Origin of the sequence: Paenibacillus sp. FSL L8-0494 (assembly GCF_038003695.1) — a bacterium.
GTDB classification, from domain to species: domain Bacteria; phylum Bacillota; class Bacilli; order Paenibacillales; family Paenibacillaceae; genus Paenibacillus_AQ; species Paenibacillus_AQ odorifer.
In genome coordinates, this window is the sequence record NZ_JBBOPQ010000001.1 from 4,434,862 (window position 1) to 4,451,747 (window position 16,886).

At 43.6% G+C, this 16,886-nt stretch carries 16 protein-coding genes; 2 read left to right on the forward strand and 14 right to left on the reverse strand.

The features are described from left to right. Positions 1 to 27: 27 nt before the first annotated feature. The 13 genes from NYE35_RS20140 to NYE35_RS20200 form a co-directional block, all read right to left on the reverse strand. Positions 28 to 903, reverse strand: coding sequence for an amidohydrolase family protein (locus NYE35_RS20140; RefSeq protein WP_341121958.1), 876 nt, complete (start codon positions 901 to 903; stop codon positions 28 to 30). Next, positions 890 to 4,060: a GNAT family N-acetyltransferase gene (locus NYE35_RS20145; protein WP_341121959.1), complete on the reverse strand. Its 3,171-nt coding sequence runs from the start codon at positions 4,058 to 4,060 to the stop codon at positions 890 to 892. Before NYE35_RS20145 ends, NYE35_RS20140 begins: the two co-directional genes overlap by 14 nt. 223 nt (positions 4,061 to 4,283) lie before the next feature. Continuing rightward, positions 4,284 to 5,303, reverse strand: coding sequence for an LCP family protein (locus NYE35_RS20150; RefSeq protein ID WP_036688825.1), 1,020 nt, complete (start codon positions 5,301 to 5,303; stop codon positions 4,284 to 4,286). Between the two features lie 30 nt (positions 5,304 to 5,333). Continuing rightward, positions 5,334 to 6,455 (reverse strand): FtsW/RodA/SpoVE family cell cycle protein, encoded by a 1,122-nt coding sequence (locus NYE35_RS20155; RefSeq protein ID WP_036688828.1) that lies wholly within the window; start codon positions 6,453 to 6,455, stop codon positions 5,334 to 5,336. A 99-nt stretch (positions 6,456 to 6,554) separates the two neighbouring features. Then, the gene (locus tag NYE35_RS20160; RefSeq protein ID WP_038572145.1) at positions 6,555 to 7,088 is read right to left on the reverse strand and encodes a hypothetical protein; all 534 of its coding nucleotides are present in this window, start codon (positions 7,086 to 7,088) and stop codon (positions 6,555 to 6,557) included. 90 nt (positions 7,089 to 7,178) lie between these two features. Next, complete coding sequence (locus NYE35_RS20165; RefSeq protein WP_341121960.1) at positions 7,179 to 8,564, reverse strand: sensor histidine kinase; 1,386 nt, start codon at positions 8,562 to 8,564, stop codon at positions 7,179 to 7,181. A 3-nt stretch (positions 8,565 to 8,567) separates the two neighbouring features. Beyond that, complete coding sequence (locus tag NYE35_RS20170; protein WP_036689130.1) at positions 8,568 to 9,272, reverse strand: response regulator transcription factor; 705 nt, start codon at positions 9,270 to 9,272, stop codon at positions 8,568 to 8,570. Positions 9,273 to 9,411: 139 nt separating this feature from the next. After that, positions 9,412 to 10,494: a Gfo/Idh/MocA family protein gene (locus NYE35_RS20175; protein WP_076104965.1), complete on the reverse strand. Its 1,083-nt coding sequence runs from the start codon at positions 10,492 to 10,494 to the stop codon at positions 9,412 to 9,414. Positions 10,495 to 10,511: 17 nt separating this feature from the next. Further along, positions 10,512 to 11,429: an AraC family transcriptional regulator gene (locus tag NYE35_RS20180; protein WP_235219571.1), complete on the reverse strand. Its 918-nt coding sequence runs from the start codon at positions 11,427 to 11,429 to the stop codon at positions 10,512 to 10,514. Positions 11,430 to 11,431: 2 nt separating this feature from the next. Then, positions 11,432 to 12,430: a Gfo/Idh/MocA family protein gene (locus tag NYE35_RS20185; RefSeq protein ID WP_341121961.1), complete on the reverse strand. Its 999-nt coding sequence runs from the start codon at positions 12,428 to 12,430 to the stop codon at positions 11,432 to 11,434. A gap of 188 nt (positions 12,431 to 12,618) precedes the next feature. Beyond that, positions 12,619 to 12,978: a GIY-YIG nuclease family protein gene (locus tag NYE35_RS20190; RefSeq protein WP_036688839.1), complete on the reverse strand. Its 360-nt coding sequence runs from the start codon at positions 12,976 to 12,978 to the stop codon at positions 12,619 to 12,621. A 42-nt stretch (positions 12,979 to 13,020) separates the two neighbouring features. Then, positions 13,021 to 13,500, reverse strand: coding sequence for a DUF6530 family protein (locus NYE35_RS20195; protein WP_036688841.1), 480 nt, complete (start codon positions 13,498 to 13,500; stop codon positions 13,021 to 13,023). Positions 13,501 to 13,690: 190 nt separating this feature from the next. After that, positions 13,691 to 14,245 (reverse strand): GNAT family N-acetyltransferase, encoded by a 555-nt coding sequence (locus NYE35_RS20200; protein WP_341121962.1) that lies wholly within the window; start codon positions 14,243 to 14,245, stop codon positions 13,691 to 13,693. 116 nt (positions 14,246 to 14,361) lie between these two features. Here NYE35_RS20200 and NYE35_RS20205 point away from each other — a divergent pair, with 116 nt between their 5' ends. Together NYE35_RS20205 and NYE35_RS20210 are read left to right on the forward strand one after the other, a co-directional pair. Then, on the forward strand, positions 14,362 to 14,943 hold the full coding sequence (locus NYE35_RS20205; protein ID WP_038572164.1) for a LysE family translocator: 582 nt from the start codon (positions 14,362 to 14,364) through the stop codon (positions 14,941 to 14,943). Positions 14,944 to 14,962: 19 nt separating this feature from the next. Then, positions 14,963 to 15,733, forward strand: coding sequence for an AraC family transcriptional regulator (locus tag NYE35_RS20210; protein WP_036688847.1), 771 nt, complete (start codon positions 14,963 to 14,965; stop codon positions 15,731 to 15,733). Here the strand turns inward: NYE35_RS20210 and nagA are convergent. After that, positions 15,722 to 16,870, reverse strand: a complete 1,149-nt coding sequence (gene nagA / locus NYE35_RS20215; protein WP_341121963.1) for an N-acetylglucosamine-6-phosphate deacetylase — start codon at positions 16,868 to 16,870, stop codon at positions 15,722 to 15,724. The genes NYE35_RS20210 and nagA overlap by 12 nt on opposite strands. Between the last annotated feature and the right edge of the window lie 16 nt (positions 16,871 to 16,886).

Genomic DNA, 16,886 nt, shown 5'->3' on the forward strand with positions numbered 1-16,886 from the left:
CGCTTCAAAAATACTGTCCCGCTCCGCTCAGAGCGCTGCAATTCTCTGCTCGATGCGTGGGAATAATGCAAAGGCATTCTCATAAAATACTTTCTCGTGGTGCTGCTCAGGCACAAGCCGGCGGACGAACTCCGCATACAGGTCTATAGGCGCGAGTGGCCAATCCGTACCGAACAGCATTTTCTCATAGTGATCAGAGTATACCAGCGCCCGGCGAAAATGATCCATAAACAGGGGTTCACTCATGAACCGCTGAAAATGAGGCCGATCACCAACAACGAGACCAGATAAATCGGCATAGACGTTCGGATTCTTGGCGACCACTTCGGCAGCATCCATCACCCATGGATCGCCTAAATGGCAGATCATAAAGTTCACGTCGCGCCGTTGGAACGCTAGTTCGTCCACAGTAAGCGGATGCGCATACTTAAGCAATCCATTCATCGAATACGTATCACCGGTATGAATAACCACAGGCGTGCCGTACTTGGCCGCCAGCTCATAGATCGGCGAGTAGATTTTGTCATAAACGTAATGATGATAGTACCCGGCATAAAGCTTAATACCAGCTACCTCAGGAGCTTGCAGCCGTGCCTCAATTCGGTCCAGCTCATCCAAAGCATCCTTTCCTCCGAGCATATTCGGATTAATACCCACGCATTCCATTAAGAATGGCGGCACACTATCTTCCAAATCGAGACCCATCGGATTGGGAGAGGCAGAGTCAGGAAAGGCACCCTTCGTCTGCTCCGTGACCCCCATTCCAATGCCGAGAACAACGTCGTTCTTGTCAAACTCCGCTTTGAGCCCAGCAGCTGTGTAATCAACTTTGGAGAGGTCCTGTGCTGTCTGATGAAAGCTATCGATGTCCGACAGATGTATGTGAATATCAATGATTGGCATTTATAGTCTCCTTTTTGTCAGAAGCACTAGCAAAGGTCACCTTCATAAGATTACGAATTACCTCTGGATCCAGAGCGAGCTCTCCCATGATCATGAAGGTCGGCTGTGTCCAAGCGGTTTCTCCGTTCAGAAGTAGTAGATGGTGATTCACACCATATGTGAATACCTTATTGTTCACGTAAGACATAGCTCTCTGATTAGGATAACTATGCACCACATGCAGCATGTCTTTACGCGAAGTTGCACCGATTCGGATAAGCCCCTTGGATTCCAGATGGGCTTCGACCTTCCCGATAGGGAAGTTGCCTTCCTCTGGGAGCTCCATCCAGCCTTCCGAATAGATTGGTGAAGGCTTAAAGTAACTATCCTCGGATAGCGAATAATGCGGCAGCGTCATTCCACTTTCATTGGTTACTGAAATCAACACACAGAGCACAGGAACTCCGGGCAGCATGAGGTAATGCTGATTGATCGTGATCCCCCGGTTTGCTTCCTGCTTCTCCATCGAAGTGGTCAGTCTCAAACCCTTCCAGACGTTGCCGTGATCATCCATCTGCTCCGTCCAAGCTGCGCTTCTTGGCTCCTGCAACCGGCTAAATCCGCCTATTCCAGAAATACCCACACCGAGTCCACCATGCCAAGGATTCCACCAGGAGCGTGGTTCTGCTTTCGGAAAGGTGCTGTCCAACCACTCTTCTCCTCGGTGCTTCAAGGAATGCACAACACTGCCGAAATCAGGAGCAGCTGCAATAGATAGAACTCCGTTGGTCACTGTGTAAATGGGACCCGCAGGTCCTTCTTCTATCCCACAAACAACGCTTGTTTCCGTTTGTGGAAACCAGAGGCCTGTTCGCTCTTGAATGCGGTCCTCACCGCGATAGACGACCCGGACCTTACGGCCAGATTCGTTGTGTTCTGGTGATTCTGTATCCTCAGTAGAGAGTTCAAAACCTGCGGAGTGCAAATTTTGTCCTCTTTGCAACTCCATCTCAGCGACACTTCGCTCCTCTTCTCCATCAGCCTGTACATACAATTCAAGGCTTCCATCAAGCGGTGTCATCTTTCGTTCGATTAGCTCGGCATGAAGTGCCCCTGCCGCAAACGGATTTCCACCGCCGAGCGTTAGCTCAAGATGGTCATCCAACACCGGTATGACCGAATTCTGCTGTTTTAGGGCAAAGGCGCGAAATTCCGACCACTTAAGGAAGGTGTTAAGAGCAAACATCATAGTTTTTGTCCGTACGACATCTCCAGCGGAGATTCGGCCAAGATTATGCTCCAGCCCAAGCGGGTATTCCGGGCGAAGTAATTTTAGCGAAGGATCCCAGCAGATTCCGCATGTGACGTTCTCTTCCTTGCAGAACAACCAGTTCTCCGTAATTTGTGCACTGTCCCAAAGACTTGGATCGCCTGAGTAAGCATCGCCCATGTCCACGTATTGGCCCTGATATGGCAAGATAAGCTGTTTACCGAAAAAGCCGAAATTCGTCAACAGATACATGTCTTCTTCCAGGATATCACTATTGGTATTGCAGACCTCGCTATAAAACTCAGCGATTCCGTTGGCAAATAGCTTAGCCACTCTTTTTATCTCAAGACCCGGAAATTCTTCCGACTCGTAAAGAGCTTCGAGAACCTGACTCTCCCCTTCAGAATAGATCTTTACTTCTTTGGCCTGTTTCTTAGAGAATTCTTCTGCGAATGGCTTGCCTAACTTCGGATGGGTCAACCAGAAATTATGGCTCGAGCCGGGATATTCAATCCACATTCCATTGTCGGTATTATTAAGATGAATAGAGTAGGCGCCATTCACCGCCACCCACTGATCCCCGTTTTCCCCGCCAAAGCGGCCATGCGTTCCCTTCATTAGAACGGATAGCTTGCTGATAAAGGTGACTGCCTTCTCTCCAACCGGAACGGCCGTTACCTCAATAGCCTGTGAATAAAGACCGTATGAATTTAGGGTAAAGGGTACTTGAATAGAAGCCTTACTCTTAGCTGGAACAGTAAAGCTTACTGTACGGTCCGCCCACATCAGGAATTCGTCTTCGGGCAAATCAAAAGAAAATTCTGCTTCTGCAGCAAAATTATTCTCCACATTAAGGTACAGTTCCGAAGGAAGACCCAGATACAATTCCCGGTGTGGCAGCGCTATCTTCATTTTGAGTGGAAATTTAGGAGCAACGCCAATGCGGAATTCCGCACGCTTGCCACCGATGATCCACTTGCTCATAACAACGGGGTGTGTCTTCTTATCGTTCTGTTCTTCCCGAACTGAATCAAGCTCAAAATCACCTTCCACGATAACCGTTTCACCTGGAGCGAGTATTCGCGCAGCAGATAGAGCAAAACGGATATTTTTATCGTTCTGGCCTTCGATCTCAATGGCCAGCTCAGACGTCGAACGATTCTTGATGCGATAGCGAATCTTGTAGGTCGAACCAAACACAAGATCATGATCATCAATTTCCGTAGAGATTTCATAGTCTGGTGTATCAAGAGCGGTCAGACCGCGGCCAGTCTTCTCGAATTCCGCCCGCAAGGAGAGTTCTCCCTTTTGCCAAGTATAATCAAAGAAATCAAAGCCACGCTCCTGGCGGCCATCTGGCTGGATGGGAAGTTCACGGGTACTGTCTGCATACCAATCCAGTTCTTCAAAATAAGGAGCAAGTGCTTCCGTTTGCAATACAGTTGGAATGAAGTTCATCAGATGGACGTAATCTTCATTTTTCTCCCAAAAAAATCCGCATTTCTTATACATCGGTACGGCTTTCGTATTACCTGCCCAAGTGAACAGATCAAGACGTGGCCAGCCCGCTTCTATTGTTTGGCGAACAGCGTTCAGAATCAGATTGCGGCCAACCTTGTATCCGTGATAATCGGGGCGCACATTTAATAGCGGGACATACAAAGCCCCTTCATCTTGACGGTAGTGGGCGAAGCTGCAGAAGCCGACTACCTCTTTGCCATCAACGGCAAGAAAGGCATTAAGATTGGACGAGATCTCCATCTCACGGCGCACACTGTCCTCAGTTCTCTGATTAGTGCCTCCGCCCCAGCTTTCGTTGCTGCGGTTCCACATTTCTGCGACCGCCCCAGCATAAGAAGAATCGTATTCGATAATGCGGATTTGTTCCGCTGTAGTTTTTACAGTCATGCTCTCATCTCCTTATTCCTCAAAAAAATATGAGTATGTATTCGCATAAAGTTATTGTGGATAAGCTCTCTACAACATATTGAAATAACTCCTACGAGTTCTTATTATACTATTAATTGGAAGCTCAATACGAGGTAAAAAACTCTTTCACCTTATTTTCTACATAAACTCACAGCCGGCAGAAAGCTACAAAAAAACTGCTCCTAAGAGCAGTTTGTTGATGTTAATCCACAGTCCCAACATTCTCCAAGTGTAATGAGCTTTCGGAGCTGACGCCTGCTTCCGTACTCAGAGTAGTAAGTGCTTGTTTTAGATCCTCTTTATTCACATAGACATACGGACTTTTCCAAAGAGATTCCACATGTAAGGAATTAATATGCTCTGGTTTAAGTTTAGGGAAGTTGAATAACCACTGCTGCAGATCTGCTTGAGGAATATCCGTCTTCACATTTTCACCAATGATATCCAATACATTTCCCCATTGGGACACGCCTTGGAAATTTCCTAGCTTATCCAGAATCTGCTTGATTACTTGCTGCTGCCGATCATTGCGCTGGAAATCGGAGGATTCAGCCGTTCCTTGATTCGATTTACGGTACCGTACAAAATCAAGAACTTGTTTGCCATCCAGCTTCTGCAAGCCTTTCTTTAAATCGATGTGTGTACCATCTGCCGTATCGGTATATTTCATATCCATATCGACATCTATAGTCAGTCCGCCAAGCAAATCCACGGTCTTCTGCAACACATCAAAATTCACCACAACCATGTGCTCAATCGGCAGACCGAGCAAATTGCTGAAGAACTCTTTTGTATTTGGAATAGCCTCTGTTTTGTCTTTTATGTAATGATAAGCATAATAATAATTGGCTTTGCGGGAAGGCAACGATTTAGGTTTTAGCAACAAATCCCGTGGTAAAGATAAGAAACTCGTCGACTTCGTGTCCGGATTGAAGCTGACAAGCATCAGAACATCGGTATTCATTACTCCACCACCGCCATCCCGACTATCTACCCCGGCTAGCAGAAAAATCATAGGTTCAACCGATACCGTCTCCTTTTTTTCCTCTGGAGCAGCTGTGGGCTGGATGGTGACTGGAGCTGCCATACGCTGTATCGCATCATCCGTCTTTTTATATAAATACCCTGCATATACTCCAATCCCTATAATAGCTGCGCCTAAGACAAGACCAATGCTCGTCAGAATTTTACGGGTTGTTGTCCACTTGCGTTTGTTAGACATAATTTCCTCCACTCAGTTCCAATAGCTAATTCAATCAGTGCTTTCATCCTTATGAACTTTAACACTTAACACCATGCCAATCGCAATCATATTAGTTAGCAATGAGCTGCCTCCATAACTAATAAAAGGCAATGAAATCCCCGTCAGGGGCAGCAACCCAATATGCATCCCAAGATTAACGGAAACTTGAAAGATGAACATGGCGATAAACCCGGTGACAATATAGGTACCCGCACGGTCCCTACTATCCAGCGCAATAAAGATCATTCGGTACACGAGCAGTAAATAAAGCATCAGCAGCACGGATGAACCTATAAAACCGTATTTCCCCCCGATGACTACATAGATCGAATCGGAATACGCATATGGAATATATCCTTTTCGCAAAAAAATACCTTCACTGCCCGATAATCCTCCGGAGCCAATGGCTATCATTGCGTTTTTTACATGCCAAGATTTATCAGGATCGCTTTGCGGGTCCAAAAAAGCTTGGATTCGTGACAATTGATGGGGTTCGACAATCTTGGATAACAAGTCGAAGTTGGCATAATACAGCCATAGTATCGTGCCGATCGAAATAATCACAACACCAAGGATCAGAATCATATATAGAGCACGGATGTTACCAATCCACAGCATACTAAGTAATATGCCAGCAAAAACGAGCGCTGTACCCAAATCGGGCTGATCCATTATTAAAATGAAAGGAATTAAAAAAACGAAACAAACCGGTACTAAATCTTGAAAAAACCGCAGCTGCTGGCCCTCTCGTGTACCTAATAGATGAGCAATGAGCAGCACCGTACATATTTTAGCCAACTCGGAGGGCTGAAGCTGAAAGCTCCCAATGCTTAACCAACGCACGGCACCATTGAGGTTTTCTCCAACCAGCTTGACTAGTACGAGTAAACCTATGCCCACGCCATAAAAGAGATACGCTAACCTGCCTAATAGAATCTTATAATCTACCAAAGCAATGAATAACATGGGTAGGCAAAATAAAGCAAATAAATACAAATAACTTATGTAAAGACCGTCTAACCGCGTATCCGTAGTCGCTTCATAAATAGCAACAGTGCCCACGCCAACTAAGCAGGTGGTGAGAAAAAGTACGGATCTGTCCAGCTTTGCAATTTTGGTAGAGATGAGCATAAAACAACCTCTATTTAATTTCTGTAGTTTTCTTGTTGTGCTGAGCACTTTTACTTCTTTTTTTCACATTGAAGCGCTACGGATGATTAGATTGAATGATTACCTCAGATCAAATTTGCCCTGATACGCTTTCTTCGATAACAGCTTCAGTTTATCTTCACTTAGCGTATAGATATCCAGACCATTCCCAGCCTCACCCAATGACCAGCCCAGCGCGAGCTCCTTATGGCCATCTTCATCAACATCAAAGAATCCGGCATAATCTAGACCATACCCAAACCCCTCAACCTCGGAAATCTTCTGCCAAGCTTCATTTTCCTGCCTCAACAACATTGCTTTTATAGTATATCCTTTGTTTTTACTGTACTCATACACAACCACAGCTTCGTCAATTCCGTCTCCATCCATATCGCCAAAAGAGATGGCATTATCCTCTTGTCCCTTCATCGGAGTTATCAATTGAGCTTTGTCTGGAAGCCACTTAATAAATTCCTGGCTCGTTTTGTCTCGCTCCAGGCTTGCTTCTGATGATGGAGGTTTAATCAGCTCTCCGGGTGTTGCCGGGACTCCGCATCCTCCGAGCAAAAATAAAGTTGTAAACAGGGTACCAATTTTTATGAATTTGCCCGGCATTTGGATCATCGACTCCTCGCTTGTCCGCATATATAGTATTTTATCTGTGAAAGAGATGAAAGTGGTTATGAAATAGTTAAATTTGAATTCTTATTCTATCGGTAAGTCAAATTGGACAATCGTTCCTTTGCCTAAAGTGCTGCTTATTCGCAGCTCTCCATGATGCAATTTAATGATCTGTTCCGAGATGGATAATCCCAAGCCGCTGCCCGAAGCCTGTTGATCCCCTTTGTAAAATTTTTGCCGCACATTCTCTAAATCCGTCTCTGCGATACCTGAGCCTGTATCCTCTACAGAAATCACGACTTTCCCTGGAACCGTTTGGGCGCTGATTAAAATCCGATCTGATGAACCAGTAAATTTGATTGAATTATCAATGAGATTAATCATGACTTGCTTCAAACGATTCTCGTCAGCTTGAATTACTGGCAGATGTTCTTCTATTTTCACTTCTAGTGAGATGCCTTGTCGGGTCGCTCTAGGGGTAAGTTGTCTGCCGATATGCTGCAGCAGTTCTGTTAGATCCACTGATGTGAAGTGAACGGCGATTCTTCCGTTATCCAACTTAGAGAAATCCAACAATTCATCCACCATATGAGTTAACCTGTCACTTTCGGATTCAATAATATCAAGCCCATCATAAAACAGAGGTTGATTACTCACCTCACTCGCCTTTAAGGTAATTGCCCAACCTTTGATCGAGGTCAAGGGTGTTCGCAGTTCATGGGATACGGAAGCAATAAAATCATTCTTAAGCTGTTCACTCTTGGAGATTCGGCTTGCCATCATATTTAACGTATCCGCCAATGAACCAAGCTCATCTTGATAGCGCTTATGCACTCTGATGCTGAAATCTCCTTCGGTCATCTGGTCTGCTGCCTGCTTCAGATCTTTAATTGATCTGGTTATGGTCCAAGACAGCAATAATCCAAGTAAGGTGACAATGCCAATGACGATGATCCCCACCCCGATCAGTAAAACCGTAATATGTTTAACTGTATGTATAGTTTCCGTTAAGGACGTGATAAATCTGACTCCCCCCACGATGTTTCCATTAGCCTGCAAGGGATAAGATACCGCGTAAATTGCTTCCTCTGTGTTAGGGTCCGCACCTTTCCAACTGCCGGGCTGCCCTTTTATTGCTGCTTGTACATCTATGTACTCAGTCATAGTTAGATCGCCTTGAAGTCCATTTGAGTCCTGCAACAGCCAGCCTTCAACATTAATAATCTGCACCTGTGCATCAGAATGACTCGCAAAACCCTTCAGTAACCTATCCGATTGTTCCTCCAGATCCTGGTCCCCAAAGTATTGCTGAAAAAAAGAAGCCGATAGCTCTGCTTGATTCATCAAGGTTTCCTCTATGTTATGAAAATAATAATATCGCACAGATACATTAAGAATGATTTCAAGAATGAGCACAGTAAGACAAATGAGTATACAATAGCTTCCTACTAATCTTTTCTGAATCCCCATTCTTCAACCATCCTTTCTAAAGCGGTAACCGAGCCCCCATACCGTCTCAAGCCAATGCGGATTAGAAGCATCAACCTCAATTTTCTCTCTTAACTTACGCACATGAACATCCACCGTTTTGGGATCTCCAATATAATCCTCTCCCCAGACAAGATTCATTAATTCATTTCTAGAGAGTGCTGTATCCGGATGCTCCAGAAAGGTTTTCATCAACTGAAATTCCTTCGGAGTTAATTCAATGCTGTCATCCTGCTTAAACATCTTGTTCGCGTTCAAATCCAGCCGGATCGGTCCAGCTTGAAGTATAGTTCTTTGCGGCTTTAGAGCGGATTCTGTACGGCGCAAAATAGCTTTAATACGTGCTACCAATTCTAATGGATTAAAAGGTTTAACAATGTAATCGTCAGCACCCATTTCAAGGCCATTGATTTTGTCCAAATCCTGTCCACGTGCGGTTAAGAAAATGATGATGACCCCAGCGTCTTTCTCTCTTAGCTTTCGGCATATTTCGAACCCATTAGAATCAGGCAACATGATATCCAGAACCATAACATCTGGACGGCTCACCTCAAAGCTCTGCAATGCTTCTTCTCCACAAGCAGCTTCACTAACCACAAACCCATTATTCGTTAAATTTATAGATATAAAACGTCTAATATTATCGTCATCTTCCACAATAAGCACATGATTGCGATCAACAGTATCCACGATTTCCACCCCTATTACCCAGAGTCTAGACAAGTAAAAAAACAAAAAAACTCTCCCGGTAAAGAGAGAGTCTTGTCTCGGATCCCTATAATTAAATCACAAGTGGATATTACTCTAAATCGCTATAGTTGTCAAAAATCTAATCCAGATACACAGCCTTGCCGGTCTGCGCCGATTCATAAATAGCTTCCAATATTTGCGAAACGACAAAAGCCTGTTCAGGAGTTACAACCGGGTCTTTATCCTGTTCAATCGCTTCAATCCACTTTCTTAATTCTATATCCGGAGCACTTTCAGCTTTTCCTTCATAATAGGCAACACCGCCTGCCCCAAGCTCAATTTTATTGGTGTACAGCTTGCTGAATTTCTCTCCGTTAATTCTAAGTCCGTCCTTCATATCTGCGCCTGCTTCCGTCCCACTTAAGCTGCATTTCGCTTCATGTATGTCTAGTGAATTCAGAGCCCAGCTCGCTTCCAGCATGATTGTTGCACCATTCTCCATTACGACCATTCCAAAGGCTGAATCCTCTACGGTGAACTTTTTAGGGTCCCACGGTCCCCATGCGTTGGCGGCTTCTTCTTTTTGTGAAAGTTCATGATATTTAGTGCCCAGCACAACTTTTGGTTTATAGTTATCCATCATCCAAAGGGTTAGATCCAGCGCATGGGTTCCGATATCGATAAGCGGACCGCCGCCTTGTTTCTCTTCATCAAGAAATACTCCCCAGGTCGGTACGGCTCTTCGTCTGATGGCATGTGCTTTTGCAAAATAAATATGACCAAGCTCTCCGGACTCACAAGCTTTTTTCAAATATAAGCTGTCTTCTCTGTACCGGTTGTCATATCCAATGGTCAGCTTCTTGCCTGTACGTTTCGCTGCTTCAACCATTCGTTTGGCATCTGCCGCCGTCTTAGCCATTGGTTTTTCGCACATCACATGTTTTCCGGCTTCTAGAGCAGCGATTGATATTTCCGCATGGACATCATTAGGCGTAAGCACATGAATAATATCAATGGATTGATCTTTTAATAGTTCAGTGTAATCCGTATAGACAGTAGCTTCATTATTTCCGTATTTCTCCGCTGCCTCATCAGCACGTTCTTTAATAATGTCACAGAAAGCCACGATCTCAACCTTACTTTGTCTGCTCAAGCTTGGAAGATGTTTGCCATTCGCAATACCACCACATCCAATAATCCCTACACGAAAAACCTTACTCATATCCTTCACCCTCACCTCTAATGGATTTGTTTGCTGTTTCGATAAGTTGCCGGTGTCATACCTAACCGCTTGCGGAAGACAATATGCAAATAGGTAGCATTGGTAAACCCTTCCGACTGTGCGATTTGTTCTATCGGATAATTGCTTTCTTCAAGCTTGCGGCAGACCGCTTGCAATCGAATATCCTCAAGCGCCCTACTGAATGATTGTTCTGCATTTACTTGCTTAAACACCCGCTGCAGCTGCCTTGAACTAATATTTAGCTTTTCCGCAACATTTTCTAAGGTAACCGTTCCTGAATAATTCGCTTCCATATATTGCATTGCGTATTGATACCGGTAAGTCAGCATATCTCTAACCGGCGCCTCCGTGCGGATCCCGCCTGAATCATACGCTCTAACGGCCTTTAGTAAAATACTGATCACAAGATGCTTAATTGAAGTATAATATCCGGTCAACTTCCCATCGCATGCTTCGTACGCTTCTCGAAAACACTTCATAGCCCCGTGATAGTCTTGTGCTGGAACCAAGGGTAAACACTTCAGCTTCTCCACACAGGTCTCAGCTTCCGCAACCTCCCAAAGATCAGCATCATCCCTGATCCTCTTCTTGATGTCAACATGCAGACATAGCTCTTCCATGGATTCATCAGCATCTGCCTCTTGACGATGCATAACACCTGGTCCGGTTAGATAGAACATTCCTTCTGAAAGAGGATATTTTTGATCCCCAAGAATGACTTCTCCCTTCCCGCGCGGAATGAAATGAAATTCAAATTCAGAATGATTATGGAACTCGACTACTCTGCCCGGTGGAAAAGATGTCAAATGAAATCTAAACACTGTAATCTCGTAATGTCCCCATAGAATCGTGATATCCAATCTTTCAAGCATATCCTGCTTCTCAAACATCATCTCATAGGGAAAGCTGCTCAACGTTAAGTCCTCCCAATCGGAATTACACAGCCTTCTTTAGCCGAGCGGTTCGCCGCCTCCATTAATCTGGTAAGCTCAACTGCCATTTCAACATTTTGAGTGCCAAGTGTATTATTTTGAATATGATCAACCCATTGATGGAAGGCGCTTTCACGATTGCTTTGCAGGGCTACTTCTTTCCAGCCTTCTTCTTTATCCGTGGATTTGTTCGTTCTAAGAAGAAGCTTATTCTCTGGTGTTCCGTAAAGCAGCGTTCCTTCAGTTCCATGCACCTCGATAGTAAACGGCGAATGACTATTCACGAAACCAGCCTCCACCACACCAATTGCTCCTGAATCCGTAAATAGTGTCACTACGGCATTATCTTCCACTTCTTTACCGGTTACATAACCAAAATTAGCACTTACCCCAGTCACATCTTGATCTAAGAAAAGCTTCGCCAAATACATGGGATGACAGCCAAGATCAATCAAAGCTCCGCCTCCACATTGCTCCAAGCTAAAGAAATGATCAGGAAGCCAGCTTTCCGTTGCTCCGTTATGGGATAAGCGAACTCTAACGTAAGTAATCTTGCCGAGCAGTTCCTGACTTAGAATCTCTTGAATAGTTAATGTATAGCCGTCATTTAAACGAGGCAAGGAGACCGTTAGCTTCACTTTGTTCTCGTTAACTTCTGCGATAATTGCGTTAACTTCTTTTAACGTTGGGGCAATAACTTTTTCTGTGAAGATATGTTTGCCCGCCTTGGCTGCAGCCACGATTACGTCTCTATGCATATTCGTTGGTGCATCCACGATAACGGCATCTATATCCTCTTGCGCAAGCAGATCATCCAGTGATTCAAAATAAGGAATATTCAAGCTTTCCGCAGCTTTGTTCCCACGCTCTACGTTTTCGTCCCAAACTGCAGCTAATACGGTATCTTCATGCTCCTGAGCTTGCTTGGTATAATCCCATGCATGCACATGCCAATAGCTGAGCTTACCAATTCTAATGGTCATTTACTTGTGCCTCCCGTATATATGTTATTCTGACATCTGCTATAAAAATAACACATAATAAACAGCTTTTTTAGTAGGAAAATGCGACAAAACATATATAATATTACGACACATAAAATCCGGAGTGAAATACGATCCAAAAAAAAGAAACCCTTGCTATGAAAGCTAAAGGTTTCTTTATACTTGGCTTAATGGGTAAGTGGCTTATTATATCCTTTGTCATCAAAGGGTTGCAATTTCTCGAACCACTTCTTTTTCAATAGTTTAAGCTCCCAGCGCACGTCGGTTAAGTCTTCTGACTCCTTCTGCTCTAATACCTCATAGCTGAAAGCTTCTGCTCCAAGTTCCTTCCAGTCCTTTTGCAGCTCTGCATTCGCAAATCTGCCCATATCTAATTGCATCTGTATAGTCATCCATTTATTCTTCAGGTTGGGATAGCTGTCAACGAATATTTTTCCGCTTATTTTGTTTGTAATTTGAATAGCACCCATGTAAGTCTTGAGCTGCTTATATTGCTCCTGAAGTTCTTTACGTTTGCTTTTGTCCATTATGATTCATGATTCTCCTTCCACAAACAATTCTGCTAAATTTCAGTACCCCATTTCTTTTAATAAACGGGACAATACCGAAAGTCGTTCTCCAATCATTTCACCATCATCACTAAGCGCCTGGGCGAACAGCTTAATATCATTATCAATCATGGGATTGTCTGCACAGACAGATACACTCATTGCATCTCCTTGCAGCCCAACACGATCAATCATAGGGCTCTCGGGATCATACATTTTTGGAAAACGATAGGCCTCTTGAAAATACAAACTACTTCTGCAAATCAAAATTGCCAGGTCAAGCACTCTGTGCATTGGCAGCTCTTCGGACTGTCTCGACCATTTGTCCCCTGTATGTCTCCATACCTTTGCTGAGATGTCGACCTTTCCTCTATCATTCCATTGAGCTAATCCTAGGGACAGACCTTTTGCATCTGTGTCCCCGGCGTAGCGGCCATCAACCTGCTCGTAATTTTCTGACACGATTACAGGTTTATGTTTTAGAGTTGTTGGAATTTTCATGATTAGTCACTCTCCATTTTATGATTTACTAATTTACTCATTTACTAAATTACTAATTTACTAAATCTAAGATTCATATTACCCGGCAAAAGATCATCTGTCAAACGACATTACACCCGTTTTATCCAACAAAACAAAAAATCCCTCTGCGCGCAGCAAAGGGACTGTTATTTTTATGAAAAATATATCTCTAGCTTAAATGATCACTCACATTACACAACCAAACCATATGTACGGAATCAGGTCCCCAATAGTCTTCCACTACTTTATAAGGTTTTCCAAATTTACGTTGCCACCTGACTTGTGCACGTTTATAACCGCTGTCCAGACAAAACCGCTCTACCCCTTGCTTTTTTAGAAATATCATCATTTCCTTAATTAAGGCTGAACCTACACCTTGACCCTGATAACTTGGCATGATGTATAGACTGCCCAATTCCCCTATTTCATCTAACTGATGATCCGTGCAGGTTTGAATATCTTTGCCACAAGCTCCAAAGGAAATCGTACCGACCACCTGCTCTTCTATTTTTGCAAGAAGGAAGTAAGGCTCCCCAGTCGTAGTATCCAGTGAAGTCATCACCATTTGCTTTTTATGATCTATTTCACTTTGGATATCGTCTTGTAAATGATCAAGCCCTTCTTTTTCAAAAGCATCTGGGATTGAAATTTCAAAAACAGAGCATGTGGATTCAAAATCATCTGGAGAAAGTGTGCTTATGGCCATTTGATTACTCTTATTCATTGATTCGTACACCTCTTCTATTCCCGGCCGGAATTCTTAAAAATCCTGCAATAATATACTATCAGCATTCAGACTGAAAGGTTTATATTCATAGAACTACTTTACTGGAGGTCATCATGAATATATTGTCCTTTCTGATCTATTGCGTTGTCGCTACATTTACACCCGGTCCTACCAATATTGTTATTCTTTCTTCCGTGCAACATTCCGGGGCTAAAAAATCAATGGGGTATGTATACGGATCCACGCTGGCTTTTGGCTTATTACTTATCCTTTCTACTCTGCTGAACCGTGTTCTAGTAGAAATCATCCCAAATATCCTGATCATTATGCAAGTCATTGGGAGTTTATATATGCTCTACCTTGCTTATAAAATCTTTAAAATGGGTTCAATGGAAGACCAGCCTGACCCCAATGCCAATTTCCGCTCAGGCGTGCTTATGCAGCTTGTGAATCCTAAAGTGCTAGTATTTACACTAACGGTCATTCCCAACTACGTAATGCCATTCTATACCTCTTCGCTTGCCTTGTTTATGTTTGTTATAATTATAACTGTGATCGGATTTTTTGCATTTACGACATGGGTTGTTTTTGGGACAATCTTCAGAACATTTATGAAAAATCATCAAAAAGTTCTAAATACCGTGATGGCACTGTTTTTAGTATACTCAGCCATTATGATATCGGGAATCCTATAAAGTCGCGGAGGTTAAGAACGTGGAGAGATTTAACTATAAAAAGTCAGCAGAGATCCTGTCCTTATCCGCCAGCCTTACTGATTTCACCTATAAAAAACATTGCCATGAGGAATATGCACTCGGTGTGACCCTTCGTGGCATTCAGCAATATAATCTTGACGGTAGTTTGCAATCCTCTCATAAAAATGGCGTAATGTTGTTTAATCCAGAACAAACGCATGATGGCAATGCGTATGATAAAGGTGGCATTGATTATGTCATGCTTTATATTAAGCCAACCCTAATGCGAGAGATACTAGATAAAAAAGAACTCCGCTTCGCCACTCCTATCTTATACGATGACAAATTGGCGCAGTGCATATTAGCCCTAAACCATGCCATCCAGAATGGCAAAGAGGAGTCTTTGTGCAGTGAACTGTTATTCACTCTGCTTCATTTAGTATCTAATACTGAAATAGTTACCGATCGTAGAACGAATAATAAATTTCTCAAAAAAGCAAAGGAAATGATGTACTGCAGTTTAGACCATGTGCTGAAGCTGGACGATCTCTGCACAGAATTTGGTCTGTCCAAATATCAGTTTATTCGCGAGTTTAAGACACATACAGGAATATCGCCCTATCAATTTTTCTTAAATTGCAAGGTAGAGCGTGCCAAGCAGTCCATTGAGAGAACCAAGGATATCTATGCAGCTGTTGTAGATTGCGGATTTGTGGATCTAACTCATCTGAACAGGCATTTTAAGAGCGTGTTCGGAATAACGGCACATGAATATCGGTCACAGCTGTAAGATTTGCCCTCCTACCATTGTCCAGAGCACTTTAAATTCATCATCCATGAGGACCAGGTCAGCATCTAAGCCAGTGATTATCGTCCCCTTTTGTTGAAGTTCAAGAATATTAGCAGGTGTAGTTGAAGCCATTTGTACGGCATCTGTCAGCGAAATTCCAGTTTCGACAGTATAACGTAAGGCTTCATTCATGGTAACTGTACTGGAGGCCAGCGTGCCATCTTCCAATCGCGCTATGCCCCCAGATACCGTAACCTGATGTCCTCCAAATATATAGTTCCCATCCCCTAACCCCATTGCTTGTAACGCATCTGTGATCAAGACCATTCCTTCTGGTCCTTTCATGGTATGCATCAATCGGATAATTGCAGGATGCAGATGGACATTATCCACAATAGCTTGCAGGCTTACATGTTTCTCTTCGAAAGCGGCAACCACAATCCCCGGATCTCGATGATGGATCGGCCGCATGCCATTAAAACAATGCGTAACATGACTTGCCCCAGCGGCAAAAGCTTGTTTGGCTTCCTCATATGTGGCATCCGAATGAGCAATTGCTATCACCACTCCCCGTTCCTTCAAAAAGGAAAGAAGCTCCATGCCTCCCGGCAGCTCAGGAGCAATCGTAACCATTTTAATGAGTGATCCAGCTTCTTGGAAAATGAGCTTCATTTCCTCTAAGTTAGGATGCCGCAGATACTTTTCATTTTGCATTCCTTTTCTCTTGGGGTTTAGATAAGGTCCCTCTAAGTGAATGCCTGCGATCTTTGCTCCCACTTCATGCCCAATTACACGTTTGACACTACGAATCATCTCTAAAAGATCTTCCATCGTAGAACTCACAGAGGTAGCCAGAAATGAGGTGCAACCAGATGCTGCGCAAGCCTTCGATACTTCTTGAATACTCTCTTCAGTACCGTCCATCATATCAAACCCGTTAGCACCATGAATATGCACATCTATCATTCCGGGCACTAACAAATGCCCTCCGCCATCAATCCGTTCATACTCACCCTCTGGGATAGAGGTATCTCCTGAGTCTATCCTCATCACTTTTCCTTCAGAAATCCATACATTGGCCGCTGAAACTATACTATTCTGAAGCACTACTTGTACATTTTGCAAAATATAAGTCATAAACGTTCTCCTCCAT